The sequence below is a fragment of the Fulvivirga sp. M361 genome, assembly GCF_007097395.1.
Lineage (GTDB): Bacteria > Bacteroidota > Bacteroidia > Cytophagales > Cyclobacteriaceae > Fulvivirga.
In genome coordinates this window covers 130,475-154,572 of the sequence record NZ_VKDC01000018.1, presented here as the reverse complement: position 1 = coordinate 154,572, position 24,098 = coordinate 130,475, and the positions used below count along the sequence as shown (strand labels likewise).

The following is a 24,098-nucleotide window of genomic DNA, read 5'->3' as shown; positions in this document are numbered from 1 at the left end:
AAAGTGATTCATTATTATCTAATAATAAAGTTATTCGTGACCTTGACCCAGTATCTATACCGAACCGTACACTTTCATTTCGGCTCCTTAGGCCTAATCAGTGTCAAAGTAAACCAGACAAAAACCCACATAACTCACTTTATTCCATAATCTTCGACCCAATTGCATACTTTTACCGTATACCGAGTGTATACCCGTAAAATATACAGCGCATGATTTACAACGGAAAAGAAGTGGAATTCCCGGCCGTAATGCAGATCAGTTTCTACAAAGTTATAGAAACCCTGGAGCAAATGGCTAAGGACAAAGATAAGGATACAGCGACCTATGCCGGGCAAATGCTGCAGGAAGTGGAAAAGCATCCGGAATTAAGAGATGGCATTGCTGACGTGGATCAGCTGGACAGGTTAATGGGGTCGGTCCGAAAAATAACGCGTGTCCTGTTTCCGGATGCACTCACCACGAATGAGATCAAGGCTATTACACCCCCGTTTTTTTTCAAACCTCTCCATACGTCCACACGATTTGATAACATCATCAAGGCCTCCGGTGAAGCGTTTGATTATAGCATGAAGGATGTGGATGAAGACACCTTCTACTTCTATTGCTGTTATTTCATCCTGGGAAGCTATTATGGTTACCCCGCTCCCGGTGGTGGGTCGTGGAAGCTGGACATCCTGAATAAAGATCAGGGCCTTACCCGCACTTACAAAATGCTGATCAATGCGGATATGTCGGAATTCATACCTACCGATAAGGCCGTAGACATCACCCGGGAAGACTTCGAAGAGCTCATCGATAATTTTGGAGACATCAGTCTTTGGAAGAAAAAATTCCCGCCCAACAGCTGGATCATGCGTGGGGTGAACATCATTAACCTGGTGGACGTCACCATTGACGAATCTGTCGGATCGATTACTTCCAACCTTCTCCAAAAATCCGATGACACCTTTGAGAATATTCAAAACGGAATGCGGAGCTTGCTTAACAACGCTGAACTGGAAATTGGTGTGCTTACGTTGGAAAATAACCACTTGATACCCATCGGTAAAGAACATGTAAAAAGCGTTTTGCTAAAAACCAATGAAACGTTGGATTGCAGTTTGGAAATGTGCGAATACGTATCCGGTCAATTGCTGCAAAGGAAGGAACCGCTGGTCATTTCAGATGTAGACCGTTTTCATGAACGGTCCGAGAGTGGCATGTCTTCCAAACTGGTAGCGTCCAAAACAAAAAGTTATATTCTTGTTCCCTTGCTTCATGAAGAGCAGATGCTGGGCTTCATAGAATTAGCCTCTCACAATCGGTATGCCCTGAACAACGGCACGCTTCATAGATTAGATGAAATTGTACCTATCATCGCTATGGCCCAGAAGCGTTTTATCGATGAGGCCCAGAACCGGATTGAAGCCATTATCCAGCAGGAATGTACTACGATCCACCATTCGGTAAAATGGCGTTTTGAGCAAGAAGCAGAGAAATTCATGCACAAGCAGTTCAACAATGAGCAGCCGGTTTTTAAAGATATTATTTTCAACAATCTGTACCCCTTGTATGGGCAGATGGATATCAAAGGCTCGTCCGTTAAACGGAATAAGGCGGTCAGCAGTGACCTGATCAAACAGATCAACGGGGTCAAAAAGGTATTGAAATATGCCTGTCAACAAACCCGCATGCCTGTATTTGAAGAATTGATATTTCGTTTAGAGAACTACCGGTCTGATCTTAAGAAAGGGCTTTCTGCCGGTAGTGAGCATAGAATTTTGCGTTTTCTGAAATCCGATGTCTATCCGGTTTTTGACCACTTAAAGGAGACGGATGGCCCGTTAAGGAAATTAATCCGGCAGTACGAAGATACGCTGGACCCTACCCTGCAAACCGTTTACGAGGAAAGAAAAAAGTATGACACGAGCATCAACCAGATCAACCAGCGCCTGGCATCCTTTTTAGACCAGAAGCAGGTAGATGCTCAGAAGATGTTCCCGCATTACTTCGAACGATATAAAACCGATGGGATAGAATACAATATGTACATCGGCGAATCTATCACGAAAAATGAGAAATTCAATACGATCTATTTGCGTAACCTTCGCGTATGGCAGTTGATGATCATGTGTGAAATGGAAAACGAATTCCATAAGATGCAACGGGAGCTGCAAACCCCGGTGGAAATAGCTTCTCTTATTTTAGTATATAACACGCCTCTCTCCGTGCATTTTCGAATGGATGAAAAACGGTTTGACGTAGAAGGTGCGTATAATGCACGTTATGAGATCATAAAAAAACGGGTGGACAAAGCCCTTATCAGAGGTACTAATGAGCGCATTACCAAACCGGGTTCGATCGCTATTGTCTATTCACAGGAGCAGGATGCTAAAGAGTACCGGGAATACCTACATTTTCTGGCGGCAAGAGGTCATGTGAAAAAGCAATTCGAAGACCTTGAATTAGAAGACCTGCAAGGCGTAACGGGTCTGAAGGCCTTAAGGGTGGAAGTGGTGTATGCAGAGGAGTTGTCTGTGGGTAAACTCATGGAAGCGATTGAAAGCGGATCAGCTCATTAGCGCAATTCTTTACATTAACCTATGGAGGTTTATGGCTGCATAACCCATTGCAAACATCTGTGTCTTTTGCAGCTTTTCGGTCACTCGATGGCAGGTTTTAGTAGTGTTCTGCCTTGAAACCTGTTCTTTTAGTTAATTTTTGAGGTTTCAAGCTCTCATCAGTTCACTAAAAATTTTGTTTGGTGTACCTCACCTATAACGCTTGTCTGAAGTATGTACAAACCTTTGCGGAGCGATCGGATATCCACTCTAGAATCAGTGTTCGATAGCTGCCCGTACAGCAGCTTTTTGCCGTTGAGGTCAACGATGTTCCAACGTGCCGTCTGGTCCGTATTTTTGATGGAGATATGTAATTCATTCTTTGCCGGATTGGGGTATACTGCTATGGGATTAGACCGGAGTGGGTCATGAACACAGGTCACGGTATCCTCATCGTCCGGTTCCGGAAGGGTAGTTACTTTCACTTCCTGTTCCAAAATTGAGATACAATTCGCACTGTTTATCACATACAGGCTTACGGTATAGTTGCCGTTTGCGGCGTAGGTATGCTCACGCGTGTCCGAGTCACGATCTTCATCTGAACATATCTTGTTTCTGTAAGAGCTTTGACCGTCGCCGAAGGTGATGGAGTAAAAGTCCAGGTCTGATGTGGTGGTTGTGATGTCGAATGAGACCTTGCCCGGCTCTTCCTGGGAGGAGATGGAAGACGTCAGTTGTACATCACTGTCACAGGCCTCAGGCGCTTTATGCAGCAAAACAGAGTCACTCAGCGATATGCCGAAGTATGGGCTGGAAGCATCGGTGTCCTCAATGGTCATTTTTAATTTCGTCGTGGTATTTTGGCTGTCCATGGGCAAGGCTACGGCAGACAACCCCAGTCCGGCCTTTTCCTTGTCCTCTACCTGCCATGAGTACATATAATTGCTGCCAATATTCCGGGCCATCATATAGATGGAATCCTTTTCGGGCCAGTAGTTGAACAATGCGGAAAAATCCCAGGGACTGCAAAATGAATCGTCCACCTGCACCACTTTTTGGAAGGTGCGCTGGCAATTCGCATAGAACACTTCCAGTTCAACCGTATGCTCCCCATTGGTTTTGAACAGGTAATCCACAGTTTCCTGTTCAAACACCTCCTCATGATCGAATTTCCACACCACTTTGTCAAATACAGCGCCGGGGTCGGGCAGGTTATGTGTGAAGGTAAAGCGGTGTTTCTGGCTGTTGGGTAGGTCTTCTTCAAAGATGGAGACCTCCAGATCCTGGCATTCCTGATCCAGTTCGAAGATCTCAATGACCTTGCTGGTTTCCATCAGTGTACAGCCGGCCATCGATAGTACCTTGAAAGACACCGTGTAAGAGCCGTTCTGTGCATATTTATGGGATGCTTTACTGTAGTAATCGTAATCGAGAAGAGCTGAAGTCCTTGGAATTATCTTCGTCTCGCCGTCACCAAAATCCCACTGTATCTCCCTGGCCTGAAGCCAAAAAGCGTAGGCATGATGTTGCATCAGGTCATTGGTTTCAGGCGCTCCCGGGTACTGGATACGGAACGTCCTTTCTCCGGGTGTCAGTTCTTTGCCAGGCCATTGGATATAACTTTCCAAGGTAAGGTCTCGCTGCCATGCATCGCAGTTGGGTACTACGGGAATGTCAGATACGTTCACCATCGCCTCTCCCGTGACATCGCATTGAAACAGGTTGCCTTCAGTGTCTTCAAAACTGAAGGCCCTTCTACCCTTGACGTTATACTCTCCTTCTTTCAGGTACATGTGCTGCCCTGGTGAAAGGTGTATGTAGGGTTGTGTCTGCTTATATACTATGTTTCCCTTATCTGTAAAGTAGTCATTAAACCCCCTGGGAGTTAATCTTTTGACGGAGGCAAGCGAAGTGGGTACCGTGATCATGACAATACTATCGTCATATTCGTAGATCTGATGTTCTGCAGTGAATTGATAAGGCTCCGGAAGATCAAGATCGAACGATAGCTCTGACCATTGCACTTCGTAGATCCCCAGGTCCTCATTCACCAACTGTACCTCCATAGAAGCGCTGCAATTTATGGAATGCTCCGCTCCGGCTACTTCGATGGTGTCTTCGATGCTCATAAAACAATCGGGAGACATAAGGTACAGGTGGATAGCGTATTGCCCGTTCAGGTCAAATTGCAATGTTTGCTCAAAATTCCCGGTGGTGAAATCATAATCGTGGATCTCCTGGTCTTTAGATGGATAATTCGCATCCAGATAGATGATAAAAACCGACAAATGGGCATTATCAAGTACTTGTTCTGTAGAAAATGAAAGAAGGTATTCTGCAGGCTGGTTGCCCGGTGTGATCACCATTTTTGCACTTTCGTCAGGACAGTCATTGGCTTTGGCTCTAAGGCCTGTGAATAATGTTAACAACACCAGAAAACTCCTGATAATAGCATGTGGTATTTTGAGATGGTTCATTTTGTTGAAAAGGTTTAAACGGTATAATCAAAAAATACATTTGGGTATGTAAATCCCTATGTTTGAATTGTTTAATGGTGGTTGATCGACCATAGTAAACGATAACCGCTTGAAAATGGGAAAAGTGAGCGTCTACAAAGTGTATACAGTGCCCGTAGAGTTGTTTAACGCAGGTTTTTTGATGTTACGGCATGAAATTCTTCTATGCTATTTTGGTATCTTCAATGACTTGCGGGCCTTATATAGCTATGAGATTAAGCCTTACCCCTGGTCACAAATCAAAAAGTGTGAGCTGAAAGCAGTTGACCGGGAAAACCAGTAGTTACCTTTTGATAATATCATTTCAATAGTTCTATGGCATATTCAAGTTGTGCATCTCTGCCCTGGTCATATGCCTCAGATGAGTGTGGAATAAAAATATCTGGTGCCAGTCCCGAACTTTCATATACATTTCCATTCAGTGAAATGAATTTACAGGAAGACAATTGTACGCTCATAAAATTTTCAATTTCAAATGATCCACTGGCATATACCTTGAAAGGTATAACCGGACTTGTGGCACCAAAAGTAGTTTCACCTATAAAAATACCTTGTGAAAATGCCATTATGGCGTTCGTTATAACTTCTGATAGTGATGCAGAGTAATTATCCGCCAGCACAACTATAGGCAATTGCACATTTTTTGTGCTTGCCCCAGGGTTAACATAAGCTTTTATCCGGGGGGTAAGATCATAGCAACTATCACCATTTTTGTACTGGCAATAACCGATATGCAACGGCTGATCAACCAACTTTCCCAAGAGAAAATTAAGGTCTTCCAGATTGCCTCCCGGATTATTTCTTACGTCTATTATAATCCCTTTTGAGCTTTCTAAGTTATTTTCAACCCAATTGAAAAAGAAATCAAGGGTGGCTTTTATATTCTCACCAGTGTTTGAATAGTAGGACTTTGACAGTTTGAAAAAGTTGCAGGAAAAATATAAGATATCTCCATTTATTTCACCACAGATAATAGTTAATGGTTGGTTATTGAGCGTATTTTGAGCATCATGACCTACGAAATAGCCTGTATCCAGGTAAACGGTATCCCTGAGAAAGTAAGAATAAGGTTCATTCAAAACTCCCAGATTGTTTTTTCTTTCCAGTAGAGGGTCTATGACAGAATCCACTATAGCGGGATGAGAGAAACTGATCCGGCAGTGGCCGTCCACCAGGTATTTAGTCATTTCACGGTAATACCTGACAGATGACCTTACATCGTTTTCATCGTTTAGATTGAGTTGAGAGAATATTCCTTTATATTGGGGATAGATCCCATCCCAATCCGTGGAATCAATATCCCAGTAGACGTAATTTTTATTCATTTGCCGCCAAAATGACTCAAATAACTGCTCAAAATCCACTGTTGTACCTGTAGGGGCCGGATCTTCCTGATGACAGCTTACAAACATGATCAAAACAAGGGGCTGTAAAAGAATATTGAGGTATTTCATTTTAATGCAGTTGATACATGACTCCTGTGGACATAACCAGTGTTCTGTTGACTATGGAAGATCCGTTATCATGAGATTTTTTTTGTTGGCTGATCAATGCATGTTGATAGCCAATCCGGATACTTAGCGACCAGGTAGAATTAATAGTATAGATGACGTCTGATTCAAATAAAAGTCCGAATTCTAAACGGGTATAATTGTCTCGATCCAGATTATTTCTTGTTGAATATTCAGAAACCCGGAAGTTTTGAACCATTTCCTCGTTTTCGATGGTGGTAAAAGTGTCAAAGGCATTGGGGATAGTACCTTTGATGGAAGATGAGAGCCAGTATCCGCCAGAAACTCCGGAACTCAGGGTGAACCTGGTCTTTTTTGTGGAAATGAGCGGTAAGCCGATACTAACAGGTAGTTGTAAATAGTGATTATTAATTTGTTTATAAACAGCGTTAAAGGGAGAAACACGTCTCAGTCTATACCTTTTTTGGACCCACTCACTTCCTAGTTTGAAAAAGAGTCTTTTATTGACATAATACGTAAAAACCATTGCCACATAGCCTCCACCCGAAGCTTCTATGTCTTCAAAGGTGATGGATTTGAAATCCTGACTCAGTTGGTTGCGGGTATAACCGCCTCTTATCTCTATGTACGTTTGTGCATAGATTTCTGAAATAGTAACAAAAAATAAAAATGTTAATAAGAATGATCTAGGCCAGAACATAACGGTGGTGATTAACCAAACTTTGAATATAAGTAAAGGTTTTTTGCATCTGAATATTATCGTTTCATAGAGAACTGCCACAGGAAATATGCCTGTGACAGTTCTAAAACCTATTTTTGTCCTCCTGTGATTTAGATAATAATGAATGTATAAGATATGCCTCTAAAAACTAAAAGTATACCTTACCGGAAAACGGTTGTAGACAAAATCGCCGTTAGCGAAGGTAATCCTAACCGCAACACCCTCGGGTAAGCTGGAAAGACCGGGCGAACCGACTTCATATAAGCCGTTGAATCCTATCGACTGAAATTGTGATAGCGGACGGAAAACCACGTTGTTTTTGAATTTAAGGATCCATCCGGCTTCTATGTTAACGACATCATTGCTTATTGCCGGGTTTAAGATCAGTATATTATTGAAAAAACCGTTTGGTGTCTTTACTTCTATTCTGATATCATCACGGTTGGGCCCCAGAATGAGCCTTCTTTGATTGATCTGTGCTGCGTCAGAATAGTTCATTACCCCCCAGGGAATGGACTGCAATGCTCTGGGCTGATTCGAATGGACGGCATCATTACGAAGGTATACTTCTACGGCGCCTCTCGGCGTGGTTAATGAAATGGTTCCATCAAGAGAAAGGTCTGCCTTCAATGAAATATTATAAGTAGGCGCTTTACCGGAACCTGTCAAAGCGTCGATAATACCAGCTGCAGCACTAGTAATGGCAAAAGGGTTTTTGGCGATGTTCTTAACAATATTTTTGAAGGTGCGTTCTCCAAGTTCCGGGAGTTTGTCCCAAAATTTGGAGGTATGAGAGGTGACCTTATATACTGTCCCACTCACACTTTTTTTTGAAGGCTTTGGCTGTGCTACTCCATCGATAGTACCTCCTCCCTCAAGATTGACATTATGGGTGGCTACTTCGCGGAAATTCATCACAAAGCGTGCTTGTCGATGGACGGAGGCATCATAAGCCTGAAGGTTAAATTCAGTCACCATCCATTCCTGAGATCCACTTTTCGTAGTGGCAAATTGTTCAGTCTCATCAACAAAAAGAAAGAGGTCCGGTACGGTAACAGAATTATCAAAGCTTAATTCAGTGCTTTGATAAGTGGTTAACAACTCTGATGTTTTTAGGGCACATACCCTTAAAAGACCGCGGTATTTGTTGTATATGATGATCCACGGTATTCTGGGGGCATCATTAGGGGTTCCAAAGTCCCTGGCCACCAACATCCAACCATCAGAGGCTCTCATATCTATTTTAGCAGGGTCTGCATTTCCGTAGACCGGATCATTAAAAAAGGGGTTTACAGTATTTACTGCAGGGCTTACATTACCATTAGCACCTCGAAAATAGACCGTCCACTGGGAGCCCTCCCAATTCCAATTTGCATTCAGGTTGGGGTCACCGGGTAAAAGAGGTCTTGTAGCGATTCCATCCTGTACCGGAATGTAGGGAGTAACATTTTCCTGGTTTTCGCAAGCCGACAATGCCAGGACAATAAAGCAAAAGCAAAATAACTTTTTCATTGTTAATAGGGGTTTTAAGTTTATAGGAGTTACAAAATAGGTGTTCAGTACTATCAGCGATTCAGAGGCTTAGTTTTGTATTAAGAGCACTGTCACAAGTTTATAATCGCAACAGTCTTCCTACTATCTTATTCCTCTCAGTTGGTTTTATTATAGATCAGGTATTTTTTAATGCTAAAAGTCCAGTGTATCAGCATTGGTTTTGACCGATGAGGTGCTATTCAAACGGCTTGAAGTTAATCAGGTATGCTGATCCTAATCAGGACATTATGAAGCAAAAATTTATTCGTTACATTATTATAATTGTTTATGGCAAATAGCTCTAAAGTGGGCTGCCTGGAAGAATGTTTTCCAACTTAGTCACTTCCGGGTAACCGTTACAGGGGAAACTATTCCCAAGAAAGGAAATTATGATCAAAATATAAATTGTTCTATTTTTTTTATTTTATCTTCAATAGACAGATTGTGTATTAAATATTTGATTGTCAAGTCATAGTATTTTTCTAAGAAAATTAAACTTGAGGTAGTATCTCGTTTTCACACCATTCGCTACTAACTTCCCATTGTTATTTACGATTTGATAAATTATATTCGTATTAGTTATGTCTTAAAAAAACACATTAAAAAAAAAGAATTATGAAGTACTCATCAAATGAAATTAATGCTATGATGGACAGCATTAAACCGGATGCTTTAGCGGAAAGTAACTGGTCTACCTCAAACGTTAGCCCCAGTTGGGTTAGTCCTTCCATCTGTAGCGAAGACTCTTCTGCATTTTGCGAGGACAGGTATCCAGGATTTAACGAAGATTAAGGAATCTTGATACTATTTGCTAAAAACCACTAGAAATCCCGAGCATAAAATCCGTTCGGGATTTTTGTATCTCAACCAACGACGCCCATGAATAAAGAAGTTATTTTTATTCTCAATACACATATGCCTTATGTGCTGAATAATGGTCCGATTTTCCAGGAAAAAGAGAACTGGCTATTTGAAGCCATCACTGAAACTTATATTCCGCTGTTCGAGGCATTTGAAGCATGGGACCCTACAGTCCAGGGGGGTAAAAAAATGATCTTTTCCATGACTCCATGCTTGTTCAACCAACTGGTTGAAGGCAAAGAGCGTTACCTGGCTTATTTGGACATCATGGAAAAAATTGGAGTGTATGAAGTAGAACGAACCTCAAACCCTCATGAGTACAACCGCTTCTTAAAAAACAAAGCGGACATACCTTCCGACCAACTGGACCTGGTGCATGACATGGCCCATTTCTACTTAAATCGTGTTCGCAAAAGCCGCGCTTTTTGGGAAGATCGGGATATCGCAGCTTATTTAAATGATTTGTTTGATCGTAAAAATGAAAGCATCGATGTATGGACCTCCTGCCCTTTTCATAATTTTATCCCATTTTTTGAAGGCAGGACCGTCGATCACCTTATTCGAAGAGGTGTAGAAGAATTTGAAAACGTATTTGACCGAAAACCTGATGGCTTCTGGATGCCTGAGTGCGCCTATTTTCCGGGAACGGAAAAGTACATGAAAAAATATGATATCGGCGCCACGGCATTAACTGTCCCGGGAATAGGTGCCTATTCAGGAAAAGACAAGAGTGGAGTCTATCGTCATGGCGACCTCGATATTTACGCCCATGACTACCGCCTGTCCATGTACTTATGGAAAGCGCCTGATACTACTTTTCCGGCAGATGGCCCCTACCGTGAGTTCTTCAGGGATATTGGCTTAGATGTAGTTCCAGAGTATTTCAAACATATCGGAGTAGAAGTACATACGGGTAAAGCCAGAAATGCCTGGACAGGATACAAATACTTTTCAATCACCGGTGAGGGCGTAGACCTTGGGTTTAAGTCGTTGTACAACCGAGCTGCGGCCAGGCGTAAACTACAAGAGCATCTGGTGGATTTTGATGAGATCCTTGAAGACCACCGTGCTTTCAGCCATGACGGCAGCACATTCATTGTGGCTTTTGATACAGAGCTGTTTGGCCACTGGTGGCACGAAGGGGTCGAGTGGTTGTCGGGTTTAATGCAGTATCAATTTGATCATGAAGAAGTACTGACGTAATACTACCATTTAAGAATTCAACAAAACGAATCATGCTGACTACTGCCCCTGAATTGCCTAAGCTTTACTATTCCACCTGGGGATATGATTTTTACAGCGAAGCCTGGATGGCTGAAGCAAACTGCTGGATGTACTCGATGATCAAATTTGCCGAGGCCAATATCGATCTGGAAAAAGACCGGGAGGCCACTCCACTGTTCGAGCTCTTTTCCGGTAGCGACTACATTTTCATGCACGCAGACCCTACTCAGTGGCCTGCGGCCCAGGAATCCTTTTTAGCCCAGTATGAAAATGCGATGCAATCTGTACCGTTAAGAAAGAAGGAAGTGATCAGCGTATTTCCGGTCGATCCTTTTCTTAGTTTTTTCACGTACATATCCACGGAAAAACCCAAAACCCCACCGGTTTTTGAAATCTACAAACTGATCGCTGAAGGCGATGAGGTTCCCCTGGATAACCTGAAACATGTGAAGCTTGACCCAAAGCTATACGAAAAAGGCGGGTTGTTTATCTATGGCCAGTATTTCCTCTTACACCCGGAATCTCACCACATGTTCAAAGTTTCCGGTTCGCAAGAGTCTCCGTACTATTTCAAAAGCCCTGACTTTGGTTTACCCATGCTGACCATGAACAACATGCGGGTACATGCCAAATACGATTATTCAAAACTTTCGGACCAATTAGAAGGGATCTGGGATGTGAAAGAACGGATTGCAATCGATCTTGAACATAAGAATAAGAGTGTTGCCATCTTCAGAAAAGAAGAAGTGGAAAATGTGCTGCGTGGAAAGAATGTAGCCATTTTTAAATATAACAAAGAAGCTTACAGCCTGCTGCGGTTCCATGATACGCTTTCGTTTGAGCCCGTAGTGGTGTTTGATGATACGGTGGAGCTGCAAGATTCCTCTACGTACATCTATTCGAAAAAAACATCGATACCGGTAGTCAATGATATTGACGCTATCGATACCATGGATTTTGATGCCATTGTCCTCACGTGCTCCTTAAATTTCGAATCTGAAGTTCATTTTTTGAAGCGTATCATGCGCCGAGCCAGGGCAGAGAAGATGCCGGTGATTTCCCTTTACGACGATGTGCTGATGTACACCGATATCTTTGACGGATCAGAAGATAACAGCCATTTTTATAAGATCCATGTCCAGGATTTTTCAATCACCAAAGCTGATAGCAAGAAATACCACCAATTCAAACCGAAAAAGACACTGGGAATATTTGGCACGGATACCGTGCAAGGCAAGTTCACCACTCAGATCTATCTACGCGAAGCGCTGAAAGATAAGCTGCGTGTAACTCATTTTGCTACTGAACCTACAGGTACGCTGGTGGGCGCCGATATTGGATTTTCCAGGGTGGAAGATGAAGATGAAGGAAAGCGCCTTACCATACATCGTATGTTACAGAAAGAACTGGAGATAAAAAGCGATTTGCTGATTACCGGAGGTCAGAATTCTATGATCTATTCGCCCAGGGACCAAACCCACCGGGGTAATGCCTCTACCAAGATCTATCATCAGTTCCAGCCTAACTATATCATCCTGACCATGTCCGTAGACACTTCTTCAGAGACAGTGACGAAAACCCTTGACTATATCCGGGAGCTGGCCCGGGAACGTGGTATACACTCAGAAGTGCTTGGTTTTGCCATTATGGGAGGGCGAAAGATACAAGGATCACGCTGGACGGAAACTTATTTTATGGATGTACGGGATGAAATGATTGATCAGGCTAAAGAAAGGATTGAAAAACTCACGGGTATCAGCGTATTTTCAGTTCCCGAAGAAATGGACAAACTTATGGATACCGTGCTATCTGCCATTTCTAAATCAACGCAACCGGCAATACAACCGGATTGAATACATAGCTTGGAGAACCTGAAGGTTCTGTGACTTGACGACTTTATCAACAGAGCAGTGAAAGACAAAAAAGAAAGGAAAAATATAGGCCTAAAGCAATCTTTTCGATATTTCCTTCGATTGACCCGGCTGATACGCCCTTACTGGTCTTTACTAGGAAAGGGAATTGTTCTTGGGCCTGTCATTGGTTTACTTGCTATCATAACGCCTTTTTTAAGTAAACTACTTTTTGATTCTGTATATCCTACCGGTAGTATAGCCCTGATGGAAGTGATCGTTGTGGGCATTTTGGCAATCACCATTGCCTCGACTTTTGCAGATATAGCGCTGGGGTATTATACCTCTTATATCAGCACTAAAGTAGGAAGTGTATTTAATCTGCACTTTCTCAATCACCTGCAGCATTTGCCCTCTTCCTTCTTTGTTCGCCACCAGGTAGGCGAGATCAAAAGTCGCTTTACGGACGGGCAGAGTGCTTTGAACGCTATTGTCAATGCGGTACAGGTATTATTTGGACAAGGGATCTATCTTCTGATCGTCCCTCCTTTTCTTTTTTTTCTGCATTGGAAATTGGCCCTCGTGGCTATCCTGGTCATACCTGTTTCAGGGCTGATCACATTTTTATCGGGTAAATATTTGCGCAGCAGCTGGAAGGACGTTTCAGAAGCTCATGCCGACTTTGATGCCCTCCAGGTGGAAATGTTGAACCAGGTGCAAACCTTCAAGGGGCTTGGATTAGAGCATTATAACTTTAAGCGGGGAGCAGCTATCCAGCAGAAAGCCTTGAAATCACATCTCCGGGCACATTCGATCAATTCGGCATTGGGGATTTCAGACCGTCTGCTGAGCGCACTGAACATGGCTTTGTTTACCTGGCTTGGTTGGAAATACATCATTCAGGGTGAAATGAGCCTGGGAGATTATGTAGCATTTACGGCCTATATCGGATACATGTATGGGCCATTTTCAAACCTTGTCAATTTATTCACCAGCTTCCAGCACGCGGCGGTCAACTTAAACCGTGTGTATGAATACCTGGATGCAGCACCCGAGCAAGATCCGAAGTTAGCGTATGAACCACCGCCGGAAATTAAATTACATCTGCAGGGAGCTATAACGTTTAACAATGTTTCATTTTCTTATCAGCGTAACCGGCCCATACTTGAACGGATCAGCTGTAAATTAGAAAGTGGCAAGTTCTATGGCCTTGTAGGAGCCAGTGGCTCCGGAAAAACGACCCTTTTGCGATTGTTGAGCAGGTTCGAAAAACCTGTGGAAGGAAGCATCTACTTTGATGACGTTAACTCGGAACACGTGCCACTTATTGATTTTCGCAGACAGATCGCTACCGTGTGGCAAGAGGTTCAACTGATCAAAGGTACGGTTTGGGAAAATCTCACGTTAGGGTTGGAAAACCCTTCCCTGGATGAAGTGAACGAAATTATTAAGATCTCACATTTAGATGATTTGATCCGTTCTTTTCCCGAGGGGTATCAAACACCCATATCGGAATGGGGATCGAGTCTGTCCGGCGGACAGCGGCAAAGGTTTGCCATCGCACGGGCGTTGATAAGAAAGCCACGCATCCTGATACTTGATGAAGCCACTTCCAACCTGGATGTCAATACTGAAATGGGATTGATCAATAGCTTATCCATGTTTATCAGCAAATATGGGATAACCACCATTTTTGTTACGCATCGGGTGAAAAACCTGATCCATTCCGATGAGATCTTTATTTTGAAAAATGGCGCAGTTGAGTCAAAAGGCTCGTACACTGAACTAATGAGTCAAAACGAGCAGTTTCGTGATATGATCTCACATGCCGATGTGCCCGGGCCAATGGCCAATGACATGAATACCATCTACTTCAAATGACCAGGGCAAAATGAAAACAAATAGTGATCACCATACCCGGAAGGCAGACCATTCTCTTCCCAGACTTGAAGACCCCGATCATCCGGGTATATTTTTGATCTCTCGTATCGTATTGTTTTCTGTGGCACTCTTTCTTACATTGATCTCTCTCGCTTTCTATGCAACGACCAGTGTTTCATTAAACTTTGAACTACCCCTCAATGGAATTATGGCGTCGGATCATATCGTGTTATATGCTGAAACGTCTAAAGCATCAGTAATTGAACCCGGAGATAAGGCAAATGTGGTGCTTGACAATGGTGATGTGATGGAAGCTGAAGTCGTCGATATCCGGATAGATCATATGAAGGGAAACAAGCGTAATTCTATTGTACTCAAGCCTGCAAAGCATTCAGAAGACGCCTCACCCTATCACATGAAGAAGCAGCGTGTTGGACAACCGCTTTCAGCTACTGTTTTTACCAGGTCTCGTACGTTGTGGTCGTTTATACGGGACAAAACTGGTTTCTGGCCTGATAAACTTCCCTAAGGATTTCCGGGCGAACGATTTTATACATTAGATCTTTTCCAGCCAACCTAACCTTTTTTGTAAGCGTTTCTCCAGTGCCCCTTGTATCCGCTGTTCTTCCACCAACCTTTCTTTCCCAAATTTTGCTTCGATGGCTATTTTTCTTTCACCAGGATTCCATTCGTCCCGGGACGGCAAGTAGTTTGAAAAACCAGGCATGCTCGCAGGGCAGTTCACATAGGGATAATCGAGTTTTTCAAACTTAGGTACATTTCCACCTACGAAAACACCTTCACTATCACCACAACCACAGGCGCCGCACACAAAAGACCCGGACTTTTTTTTACTTTCAATTCTAAAGGCACACGCGGAAATGGTATCGCCATCCCCATTGCAACTTACTTTTCGCGTTTTCTTTATGGATAGAGGTACTTTACCTGTTGGCACAATGACCCTGGAAAGCATGGATTTCAAATACCACCGGGCTTTTTCCGAAAATTTCGGTTTGGGAGGTGCTGAAAATTCATGATCGTTATTAGGCTGGCTGACCGTCGTAAAGTTTAGCTTATCCAGATCGGGTAGTCTGACGGGTTTAGCTTCATTAAGACGTGATGAGGTGATTTGTGTTCTGATCATTTTACTTAACACCAGGGCGCTGGCAGTTTCATTTGAGAGCGCCTGTTTCACCCACGTTCCGTTTTCATAAACTACCACGGATTTTTCATCCACAATAACATCAGGGTTACTGAAAGTAAATCCGGCTTCCATAAAACCACGATCGGAAACAGAAATGACATGTTCAAGCAACGCAGGGAAAGCCGGGGGTACGCCAACAGGGCAAATAATTTTACAACCTTGTTCGTGCAGTTTTTGTACCCACTCATTTTGCTGCCTTTGGTATTTCCCTTCCTGGCTGGAAAAGCTCACATGAACAAAATCCGGTTGAATCACTTCCGCCATCCATTGCAATGCCGTGGTGAATGCCGTCATAGCATCTTCCGCCGGAAACATCGGGACCTGGGCGATATTGAATGCAATATCATCGTATGAGGTCATGGCCTGAAGCAAAAGGCTAATAACTTTTGTATTGCTTGTGACCCTGTTTTCGCCGTTTAATTTGACCTCTTCTCCGACCCAGGCATTAAGTTGGTCTGTGTAAAATTCTGCTTTTAATGTTCCTGTTCCATCAATGTGAACCAGTCTGTTGAGCAGGACAGGATGTCGCTGAAGCAGCGTTTTATCCATACCATCCCCTATCAATCCTACTTTTAGCATAGAGTAATAAAGCTAGCCAAAAGGAACTCTGAAAAGAAGGTTATTTAGGCTTAGGTTTAACCGTATTCTAGTCAAATGAAATTCTAACAGGTCCTCGTTTGCCGAACGTGGACCTGTTAGAGTAGTGACCTCTGATAATCATCCCTGCGTATGTGCTCTTAAAGTAAAGTCTCATTTACCCTTCCCCTGCCGCACAAATACCCGGAAATGTATAATTTGACTATTATATTTCAGTGAATCCGTTTTTAACCATACTGTCTACCGCACTGTTCAGTTGTATAGTATGTACATGGCTTAAATCGCGGATCTGCAGAACTTTAATTTCTTCCCTGTTCGGCGCTAAAACGTATAAGAACTGATCAGAACAGATCAAAACCGGGCTGGGTTCTTCCATCTTTCTAAGGATTTCTATTTCTGAACGTGAGGACCTGCCGTTCGTTGTTTCCATAGCTGGTATGTTTTCCATTTCTACCACTCTTTCGGTGATAGCATTCCCATTTTCAGCATCATACACTCGTATCGTGTTATCTTCTGTGTGTACAAGGTAATACTCGCCATTGAAGCTCAACATATCACTGACCACATCAGACCCTTCATATAAGCTGGTAAGATCCTGCGATACGGGATCTATGACATATATCCCCAGTTCCCTGGCCCTGCCAAAGAATAGGTTGGTATTATCATGCCCTTTTAATGTCCCTATCCAGTTTCCACTTTCACTGTTAAGATCTCCGGTATTTTGGATTAGACTAATGTTATCCTGATCATCCACTAAGATCACCCCGTCGGTAGAACCGAAAACTCCAAAGACACCATTGGTGGCGTCGCCGTGGATACCAGTAACTTCTACCTCACCGTTGTCGTCTATTACCGTTCCGTCAGCGTTAATGAATTTCACCATTTGAGGAAGCCCCCCGGGTTCGTTGGTATTTTTGAAGGTAATGGCAAATTTCCCGTTTTTCAACCTAAACCCTGCGCCGTGATGTGCCACAGTGTTCTCAAACGTTATCACATTGGGCTCATACGATGGAATCTCTAGTTGCGCCTCGTTAATATGGGTAATAGAACCGTCTCCATCATTGAAAACGACCATATGGCCACCGGTACTGGCGTAATGCGTAGGTACAGGAGCATCCACCGTTTTATCCAGCCATCTCGTGGCTTCCTGATGACCATGGTCTGCATGATTGATCACTCCTGAGTCAAAAAACCGGAGTTGATTGCCACTTCTATCAATTACTGCCAAATACTGACCGGAATTACTGGTATAAAGACGGGCTGCTTCCGGTAGACTTTCATTCACCGAACTTACAATTTGGCCTGTATTCGCCTGCATGAGGTCTATCCCGCCTTCACGCAGAAGGGTAATACGTACCCAATCACTCTCACTTTCTTCAAAAGTGATGGGCTCCGTATTCAGTGAATTATCGTCATCATCACACGCCACGGTGAAGATCAGTAAAGCCAGAATAGACCAAAGTTTTAGCGTTAGTTTTTTCATCATAGTTATTGTTTTTGTTTGTTATTGGATGGATCACAACCTAAAGCTGAGGAAGCTTGATACATGAGACTTAGGACAACCTTCTTTCAGGCCACGGTCATGATATAGTGTAACTTGTTTAAAAAGATCTGACAGAAATATTTCCGTTAGCATCTTCCGCCCAGATCGTAAGGGTTTCAGTATCGCCCATTTGACGTACTGCTTCTTCTCCTGCCAATAGTCCGGCCAGGTCTATATTCTGAGGATTAGCCAGGCCTTCGCCAGTATCACCTCTGAACTGGTGTGGCCAGTTTGACTCCCCCCAAACCCATTCCTTCCGGATCTCCCCTTCCTGTGCAGGGTTGCCAAAGTCAGGCCGTGAAATGTAGGCCCATAAGAATGTAATATCCGATGAAAATTCATGGTCCGAATTCCTGCGGACGCTCCCTTCCACAGTGCCTGTGGTCCTGTCTATTGCGTCCACATGTATCAAAGGAGCATATTCGCGATGAATGTAGAGGGTGGTATGGTAGGTCGAGTTATCCGCATAAGAAGTTTCATTACCCTCTGTATCTGTGGCTTTGATGGAAAAATGATAAGGTCCCGCCAATATCAGTCCGTTATTGGGTATCAACACGTTCCTGTCGTCCAGGTAAATGCGCAGATCATCGGCCACTTCACTTTGAAAGAGCCTGGGATCTTCCAGGTCTTGCTGCCTGATCGTATGGCTGTAGCCGAAAAGCACAAAGTTATTCGAGTTGGCCTTTCTGCCATGGGTATGGCCGTCAAAACCACTGTGCGACTCAATCGTGATCTCGGAAATACCCGTTTCATCTTCCACTTGAAAAGCCAATGGAATACTAAACACTTTCGTCCCAACTTCCAGGAAGTAACTGGGCATGATAGTCTGCATATCATCGACTGACCCAATGATCGGGCCTTTCAGATCTAAAGTATCCTCATCCCCTGAATCTAAACATGCATTGAAAAGAAGGGGAAATAGGGCTAAAAACAAAACAAAACCTTTTTTCATGGGCGGATTTTTAGATGCAACATTATTGCAAATATAATGGTTGATATTTTATATGCAACAATGTTGCATTTATTATTCTCACAATTTTACCGGCACTTTGAGAGACACCACAAGGTTCCTTCCTTGTTCCGGGAGGTTGATGAGCCTGTATCTGCTGATGTGATTGAAGTAAGAGCTGTTGAACACATTGTTTACGTTCATTCTGAATTGTAGCTGGCGTCCGGCAACTTGTATACGGCACCCCATACCAGCGTTGAGGATAAAGCTGTCCGGGGTCGTTCGTTCATTCCTATCCACCCTGCTTTGCTCAAAAACCTGTTCCGCACCCGTAAAAATATAAGCATCACTGAAAATCGAATGGGCCCAGTTAAAACCACTATATTCCAAATTTAGCAGTACAGATGCAGCCGGGGTAAGTGGCAAAGGCAGGTCAGTGCGCAGATTGAGGTTTTGGACCCACTCAACGGCCATTTCTACTTTCAGATCAAATGGGAGTTGATAATTGGCCATCAATTCCAGGCCATTGAACAAAGCGTCATCCTGCCGGTATTGCCATAAGGTCCCTCCCGATGACAGGTCAGAGAACCTGCCTGTGGGCGCCAGGTAGATGTATTGCTGGTAGTAGGCATAAAAGGCGGAAAGTTCAAAAAGCAGGCGCTTACTCTCGTGTGAGAAAGTAACATCTGTTTGATAGCCTCTTTCAATATCCAGAGAAGGATCACCGGCTTCGTGTCGGAAGTTTCCATGATGTACCCCGTTACTGGACAGTTCAATGGCTGAGGGAAATCGAAAACTATTGCCGAAATTCACCTTTATGTTATTTCCAGGAGTTAAGAGGTAGTTCACCCCCGCCGCACCGCTGAAATTCTCAAATTCCCGGTCGAAGTCGGGTGTCCTTTCCATGAACTCGCCGGTTGGCTGTAAAGTAGCTCTGTCATAGAGCGGCTGCAAGTGTTGTTGAATGGTATGTTGCCCATGGTCATAGCGTATACCTGCATTAAGTATCCATTTGGGGTTGACCTCCCAAACATGATAATTGAAAAGCCCGAATTGTGCAGAATAAAAATCCGGGAGTAAAAATTCGAAGCCCTCTCTTTCGTTATCCATATATTGGGCCTGCCCTCCAAATAGTACCTTATGACCATGGGCCCAGCTTGCCTGGTAGCGTACATTCGCCGTATAAGTAGTGAGCCTGAGGCCCAGCGCCAAATTACTATTGACCGCAGAGGCCTCGATACCATGAGCACCTGGAAATGACAGCTCTTTACGCTGGTTCCATTGGATCCCCAGGTCTATTTCGAGTTTATTCTTTCCCAGGGTAAAGGTATTATTGTTCACCAGCATCAAATGTTGGTTTTCCTGCCTTGGAAAATCTATGTCCCGGTGACGGTTTTCATGCCTGAGGTTATAGCTTCTGGGAAGGCCTATAGCTCCGGTAAAAATACCTGCCTCCTGGTTAAAAGCGGAAAACCGGACCGTAGAAGTAACGTGCTCACTTGTTCGCCCCATCATTACACTGTAGTGTAACTCCCGGCCTGCTGTGTTCTTCAACCGGTTCTCATAGATCGGTAAATTGAACCCGGCATACGTAAATTCATTGGCCGGCACGGTATAATCTCCATACGCCTGATGGGTAAGCCGGGCACCGTACACCCAATTGTTTTTTCTGCCTTGCCAGCCCATAGAGTTAGAAAATGCATCATTGTTGGACTGGTAAGAGGAAATCCAGTTGATCCGGTCTCCATCAGCTTCTAAAAATTTATCGGCGCGGATATTGATCACACCTCCCAGGCCATCAGAACCATACAGTAACGATGCGGGTCCCTTTATGACCTCTACTGATTCTACATCAAACGGATCAACCTCAAGACCATGATCTGCTCCCCATTGTTGCCCTTCTTGCTTTATACCCCGGTTATTGACCAGTATCCTGTTAAAACTCATTCCCCGGATCACCGGCTTGGCAATACCCACTCCGACATTCATGGTGCTCACGCCGGGTAGCGAGGCCAAAGCCCCGGAAAAAGTACCTGTATTATTCTTTTCAATAAATTCTCTGTCCACCACTTGTATGGGCTGGCTTTCCTGTACCATTGCGGTTAACAGGTTTTGATGGTATATCTCCACTGTCTGCAGAACTTGTACTGCGTCGTGCATGGTGATGATTATGTTGACATGGTTTTCAATATCCTGCAATAGGATGCGGACGGGTTGGTATGCCAAATGGGATACTTCCAGAAATTTCATTTTTTCACCAGTAGGACATGACAACATAAACGTTCCGTCCTGGTTAGAAACAGTATGCCTACTCCCCGGAGTGATTTTGATGGCAGCGGCATCGATAGGTTGATTGTCCTGGTTCTTAATAACACCGCTAAACACCCATGGATGTCCCTGCCCTGCCACTAACGTTGTGGTAAATAAACAACCGGCGAAAAACAATAAGCGATACAAATGCAACATTGTTGCAAATGTATAGAATTTATTAATATCTTAACGTTGGAGTTCGTAGCTTTTGCACAGTATCTTTTCTAATGTGCCTTTTGCTATATTCATATTTCTTTCCTCATTCAGTTTTCTTCCATTAAGCGTACAAGAATTTGGAAAGTACCTTCCAACACTATCAACAGCAGCGTGTTTAGCTCTTGTTTTACCAAATCCCAGCCATATGTAGGGTCATTTGTCCGGGACAAGGTTGATTTTTGGCTCTGACAACGTTCGTCAAGGATATCTCAAAGATCGATTTTACAGTTTAGATCTTTTCCAGCTAGCTTAGTCTCTTTTGTACGCGTTTCTCCAGTGCCTATTGTATCCGTTGTTCTTCACCACCGTTTCCTTACCAAATTTTACTTCGATGTCCCCTTTTATTGCATCACGGTTCCATTCGTCCCGGGTTGGTAAGTAGTTTAAAAAGCCTGGCATACTAGTGGTAAAGTTTGCCAGTCTTTTCTCGGCATTGTCCATATGTCCTGTTACAGATCAAACTGACGTTGTAAACATGATATACAGATTCTCCCTATATAATGAAGAATCTGCAAGATTTTAACTATAAATAGTCAGGCTTAATCATTATGGAAAGCTTATAACACTACAAGCAGAAGCGTCGCCACGTTTATCTTCTGTAAAAGTCCACCCGTGATCATTCATCAATTTACTTCGTGCAGTCTCACCAATATTACAATAATTGAGATCTCTCGCCCCCAATTCAATGTTTTTAGGAACATTTTGAAGTCTTGACCATCCATCCAGCGTAAAATCATAACTTGCCGTGGACAAACCTGCGCCATTAAACATTCCTTTCATTCTTTCTACTAAGCGAATGTCCCAGTTACCCAGTGATTGATCAAAAGAATTACATAGTTGAAACATAAACTCCATGTTTTTTACTTTACTTACATCCCAGTTGCTCAAACTTTGATTAAAGGAAGTAGCTTGCGAGAACATAAAAGACATATCTGTCATAGAACCTACCTCCCATTCATTTAGGTCCTGATTAAATGCTTCGGAAAATTGAAACATACCACGTGCACTCACAAGCGATTGAGTGTTCCAACCTCCGATATCCTGGTTGAACGAAGTGGCTTTATCAAACATACCATTCATATTGGTCACTGAGCTAACATCCCATTCACCTATATCTTGATTAAATGAAGTCGCTCCACCAAACATAGCAGTCATATCTATAACACTGCCCACTTGCCAGGAACTAATATCCTGATTGAATGCTGCGGCATCGGCGAACATTCCAAACATCGTTGTCACTGAGCCCACCTTCCAATTACTCAGATCTCCATTAAAGGACCTGCATCCCTGGAATGTTCTTGTCATTTTCGTAACTCTGCTAACATCCCATTGACTTAAATCTCCACTCAATGAAGAAGCCTTGAAAAACATGTGACTCATATCAGTGACTGATGATAAATCCGGAACATCGGTCGCGGTTACTTTTAGACGAGTACAAGATTCAAATGCGGAAGCCATCGTTTTCCACTCTTGCTTACCCCACTGAACCACTTCCAGAAGCGATTGGTTTTGAACATCCCCATCGGACCATATAGCCGGGAAATCACCTGTGATGGTTACTAAATATGTTCCCTCTTCACTATATGTATGGGACGGGGCAACAGTCAACCCTCGCTCGGCAGTTCCATCCCCCCAATTTATATTAAAATTATAGGTGTGATTATCATTAATACCAACCGTTATTGTTTTATCATCTTCCTCAATTTGCCATTTCGTAATAAACCCGGCGGCTTCGTCAACATCTGTTAATAGGATATTAACGGTACCCTCGGTACTCAACACACCATCAGATACAATCACTGTCAATGAATAGCTATTTTCTGATTCATAATCCAACACGGTTCCTTCAACTAACTTTAACACCGTCTCACCTTCCAGATTCGTAAGAATGAATATTCCATTAAAGACATCAGGGTCTTTTAAGGCATAAGTAAGGTCATCTCCATCAGAATCCGTGGCTTTAAGAATACCGATCACTTCGCTGGGAGTGTAGTCCTCGGGAATTGTAAAAGTCAGGTCCTCCATCTCAGGGGCTACATTCTCGTCTACATCGGTGACATTTATTGTAATTTCAGCATTCGAAGATTGTTTTTCATCGCTTACTGACACGGTAATAACATGTTTATTCTTAGTTTCAAAATCTAAGCTTTTGCCCTGTGCCAGGCTCAGACCTCCTGTCTTGCTTATCGTAAACAGATCCTCATCATTGGTGTTGATACTAAAGGTCAGTTCATCTTCCTCAGGATCATTTGCTACCACCGTTCCAAACACATTACCAGATTCCAGCGTCTCAGACACATTAAATGACTGTGCTATGACAACTGGCGCTTCGTTTTCAGGCTCTACACTGTCATCATCTCCACAGCTTATTATGAGGAATGACGAAAAAATTAAAAGTAAGAATTTGGGTATTAAGTCATACGCTTGAGATAAGTGCACGAGGGCTCTTCTTGCTATACTTTGATAACTGCCTGAAATTGAACACGTAGCATCATGCATAAGCCTCTTTTTCAAGCTGTTTTGTAAAGAATTCATTTTAAAAAATTTAATGGTTAAATAAAAAAATAGCATTCAAACCAACATAAAATGTAGTCTAGAGTGCTTGACCATACATAGGGTAAATCGGTCGTATGGATAATGAACAGATCATTTCACGACTTTAATTTGTAGTGACCCAC

General features: G+C 43.2%; 17 protein-coding genes. 7 read left to right on the top strand and 10 right to left on the bottom strand.

From position 1 onward, the window contains the following. Window positions 1-212 precede the first annotated feature (212 nt). The gene (locus FNH22_RS18940; protein WP_143399997.1) at window positions 213-2,564 is read left to right on the top strand and encodes a GAF domain-containing protein; all 2,352 of its coding nucleotides are present in this window, start codon (window positions 213-215) and stop codon (window positions 2,562-2,564) included. Between the two features lie 158 nt (window positions 2,565-2,722). On the opposite strand, the gene FNH22_RS18935 is transcribed toward FNH22_RS18940, so the two are convergent. Beyond that, complete coding sequence (locus FNH22_RS18935; protein ID WP_143399996.1) at window positions 2,723-5,020, bottom strand: T9SS type A sorting domain-containing protein; 2,298 nt, start codon at window positions 5,018-5,020, stop codon at window positions 2,723-2,725. A 115-nt stretch (window positions 5,021-5,135) separates the two neighbouring features. On the opposite strand from FNH22_RS18935, the gene FNH22_RS18930 reads away from it, so the two are divergent. Further along, window positions 5,136-5,342, top strand: a complete 207-nt coding sequence (locus FNH22_RS18930) for a hypothetical protein (RefSeq protein WP_143399995.1) — start codon at window positions 5,136-5,138, stop codon at window positions 5,340-5,342. Between the two features lie 16 nt (window positions 5,343-5,358). Here FNH22_RS18930 and FNH22_RS18925 read toward each other — a convergent pair whose 3' ends face one another. From FNH22_RS18925 to FNH22_RS18915, 3 genes are all read right to left on the bottom strand, one after another. Next, the gene (locus tag FNH22_RS18925; protein WP_143399994.1) at window positions 5,359-6,513 is read right to left on the bottom strand and encodes a S41 family peptidase; all 1,155 of its coding nucleotides are present in this window, start codon (window positions 6,511-6,513) and stop codon (window positions 5,359-5,361) included. Window position 6,514: 1 nt separating this feature from the next. Continuing rightward, window positions 6,515-7,231, bottom strand: a complete 717-nt coding sequence (locus tag FNH22_RS18920) for an outer membrane beta-barrel protein (RefSeq protein ID WP_143399993.1) — start codon at window positions 7,229-7,231, stop codon at window positions 6,515-6,517. 162 nt (window positions 7,232-7,393) lie between these two features. Next, complete coding sequence (locus FNH22_RS18915) at window positions 7,394-8,764, bottom strand: hypothetical protein (RefSeq protein ID WP_143399992.1); 1,371 nt, start codon at window positions 8,762-8,764, stop codon at window positions 7,394-7,396. Between the two features lie 636 nt (window positions 8,765-9,400). Here FNH22_RS18915 and FNH22_RS32085 point away from each other — a divergent pair. The 5 genes from FNH22_RS32085 (at window position 9,401) to FNH22_RS18895 (ending at window position 15,130) form a co-directional block, all read left to right on the top strand. Continuing rightward, on the top strand, window positions 9,401-9,577 hold the full coding sequence (locus FNH22_RS32085) for a hypothetical protein (protein ID WP_185154300.1): 177 nt from the start codon (window positions 9,401-9,403) through the stop codon (window positions 9,575-9,577). Between the two features lie 87 nt (window positions 9,578-9,664). After that, window positions 9,665-10,849: a hypothetical protein gene (locus FNH22_RS18910; protein WP_143399991.1), complete on the top strand. Its 1,185-nt coding sequence runs from the start codon at window positions 9,665-9,667 to the stop codon at window positions 10,847-10,849. Between the two features lie 32 nt (window positions 10,850-10,881). Beyond that, complete coding sequence (locus FNH22_RS18905) at window positions 10,882-12,723, top strand: DUF1611 domain-containing protein (protein WP_143399990.1); 1,842 nt, start codon at window positions 10,882-10,884, stop codon at window positions 12,721-12,723. Between the two features lie 57 nt (window positions 12,724-12,780). Beyond that, window positions 12,781-14,601 carry a peptidase domain-containing ABC transporter gene (locus tag FNH22_RS18900; RefSeq protein WP_143399989.1) on the top strand — a complete coding sequence of 607 codons (1,821 nt, stop codon included), beginning with the start codon at window positions 12,781-12,783 and terminating at the stop codon, window positions 14,599-14,601. 10 nt (window positions 14,602-14,611) lie between these two features. Further along, a complete protein-coding gene (locus FNH22_RS18895; RefSeq protein ID WP_143399988.1) occupies window positions 14,612-15,130 on the top strand; it encodes a hypothetical protein in 519 nt (172 codons plus the stop codon). A 27-nt stretch (window positions 15,131-15,157) separates the two neighbouring features. Here the strand turns inward: FNH22_RS18895 and FNH22_RS18890 are convergent, their stop codons facing one another. From FNH22_RS18890 to FNH22_RS18865, 6 genes are all read right to left on the bottom strand, one after another. Then, the gene (locus tag FNH22_RS18890) at window positions 15,158-16,384 is read right to left on the bottom strand and encodes a hypothetical protein (protein WP_143399987.1); all 1,227 of its coding nucleotides are present in this window, start codon (window positions 16,382-16,384) and stop codon (window positions 15,158-15,160) included. 223 nt (window positions 16,385-16,607) lie between these two features. Beyond that, entirely contained in the window at window positions 16,608-17,888 is a 1,281-nt protein-coding gene (locus FNH22_RS18885; protein ID WP_143399986.1) for a hypothetical protein, read from the bottom strand. A 115-nt stretch (window positions 17,889-18,003) separates the two neighbouring features. Further along, on the bottom strand, window positions 18,004-18,897 hold the full coding sequence (locus FNH22_RS18880; protein WP_143399985.1) for a DUF4625 domain-containing protein: 894 nt from the start codon (window positions 18,895-18,897) through the stop codon (window positions 18,004-18,006). A gap of 78 nt (window positions 18,898-18,975) precedes the next feature. Beyond that, the gene (locus FNH22_RS18875) at window positions 18,976-21,360 is read right to left on the bottom strand and encodes a TonB-dependent receptor domain-containing protein (RefSeq protein ID WP_143399984.1); all 2,385 of its coding nucleotides are present in this window, start codon (window positions 21,358-21,360) and stop codon (window positions 18,976-18,978) included. Between the two features lie 309 nt (window positions 21,361-21,669). Next, window positions 21,670-21,861: a hypothetical protein gene (locus tag FNH22_RS18870; RefSeq protein ID WP_143399983.1), complete on the bottom strand. Its 192-nt coding sequence runs from the start codon at window positions 21,859-21,861 to the stop codon at window positions 21,670-21,672. A 105-nt stretch (window positions 21,862-21,966) separates the two neighbouring features. Then, entirely contained in the window at window positions 21,967-23,955 is a 1,989-nt protein-coding gene (locus FNH22_RS18865) for a BspA family leucine-rich repeat surface protein (protein WP_185154299.1), read from the bottom strand. Between the last annotated feature and the right edge of the window lie 143 nt (window positions 23,956-24,098).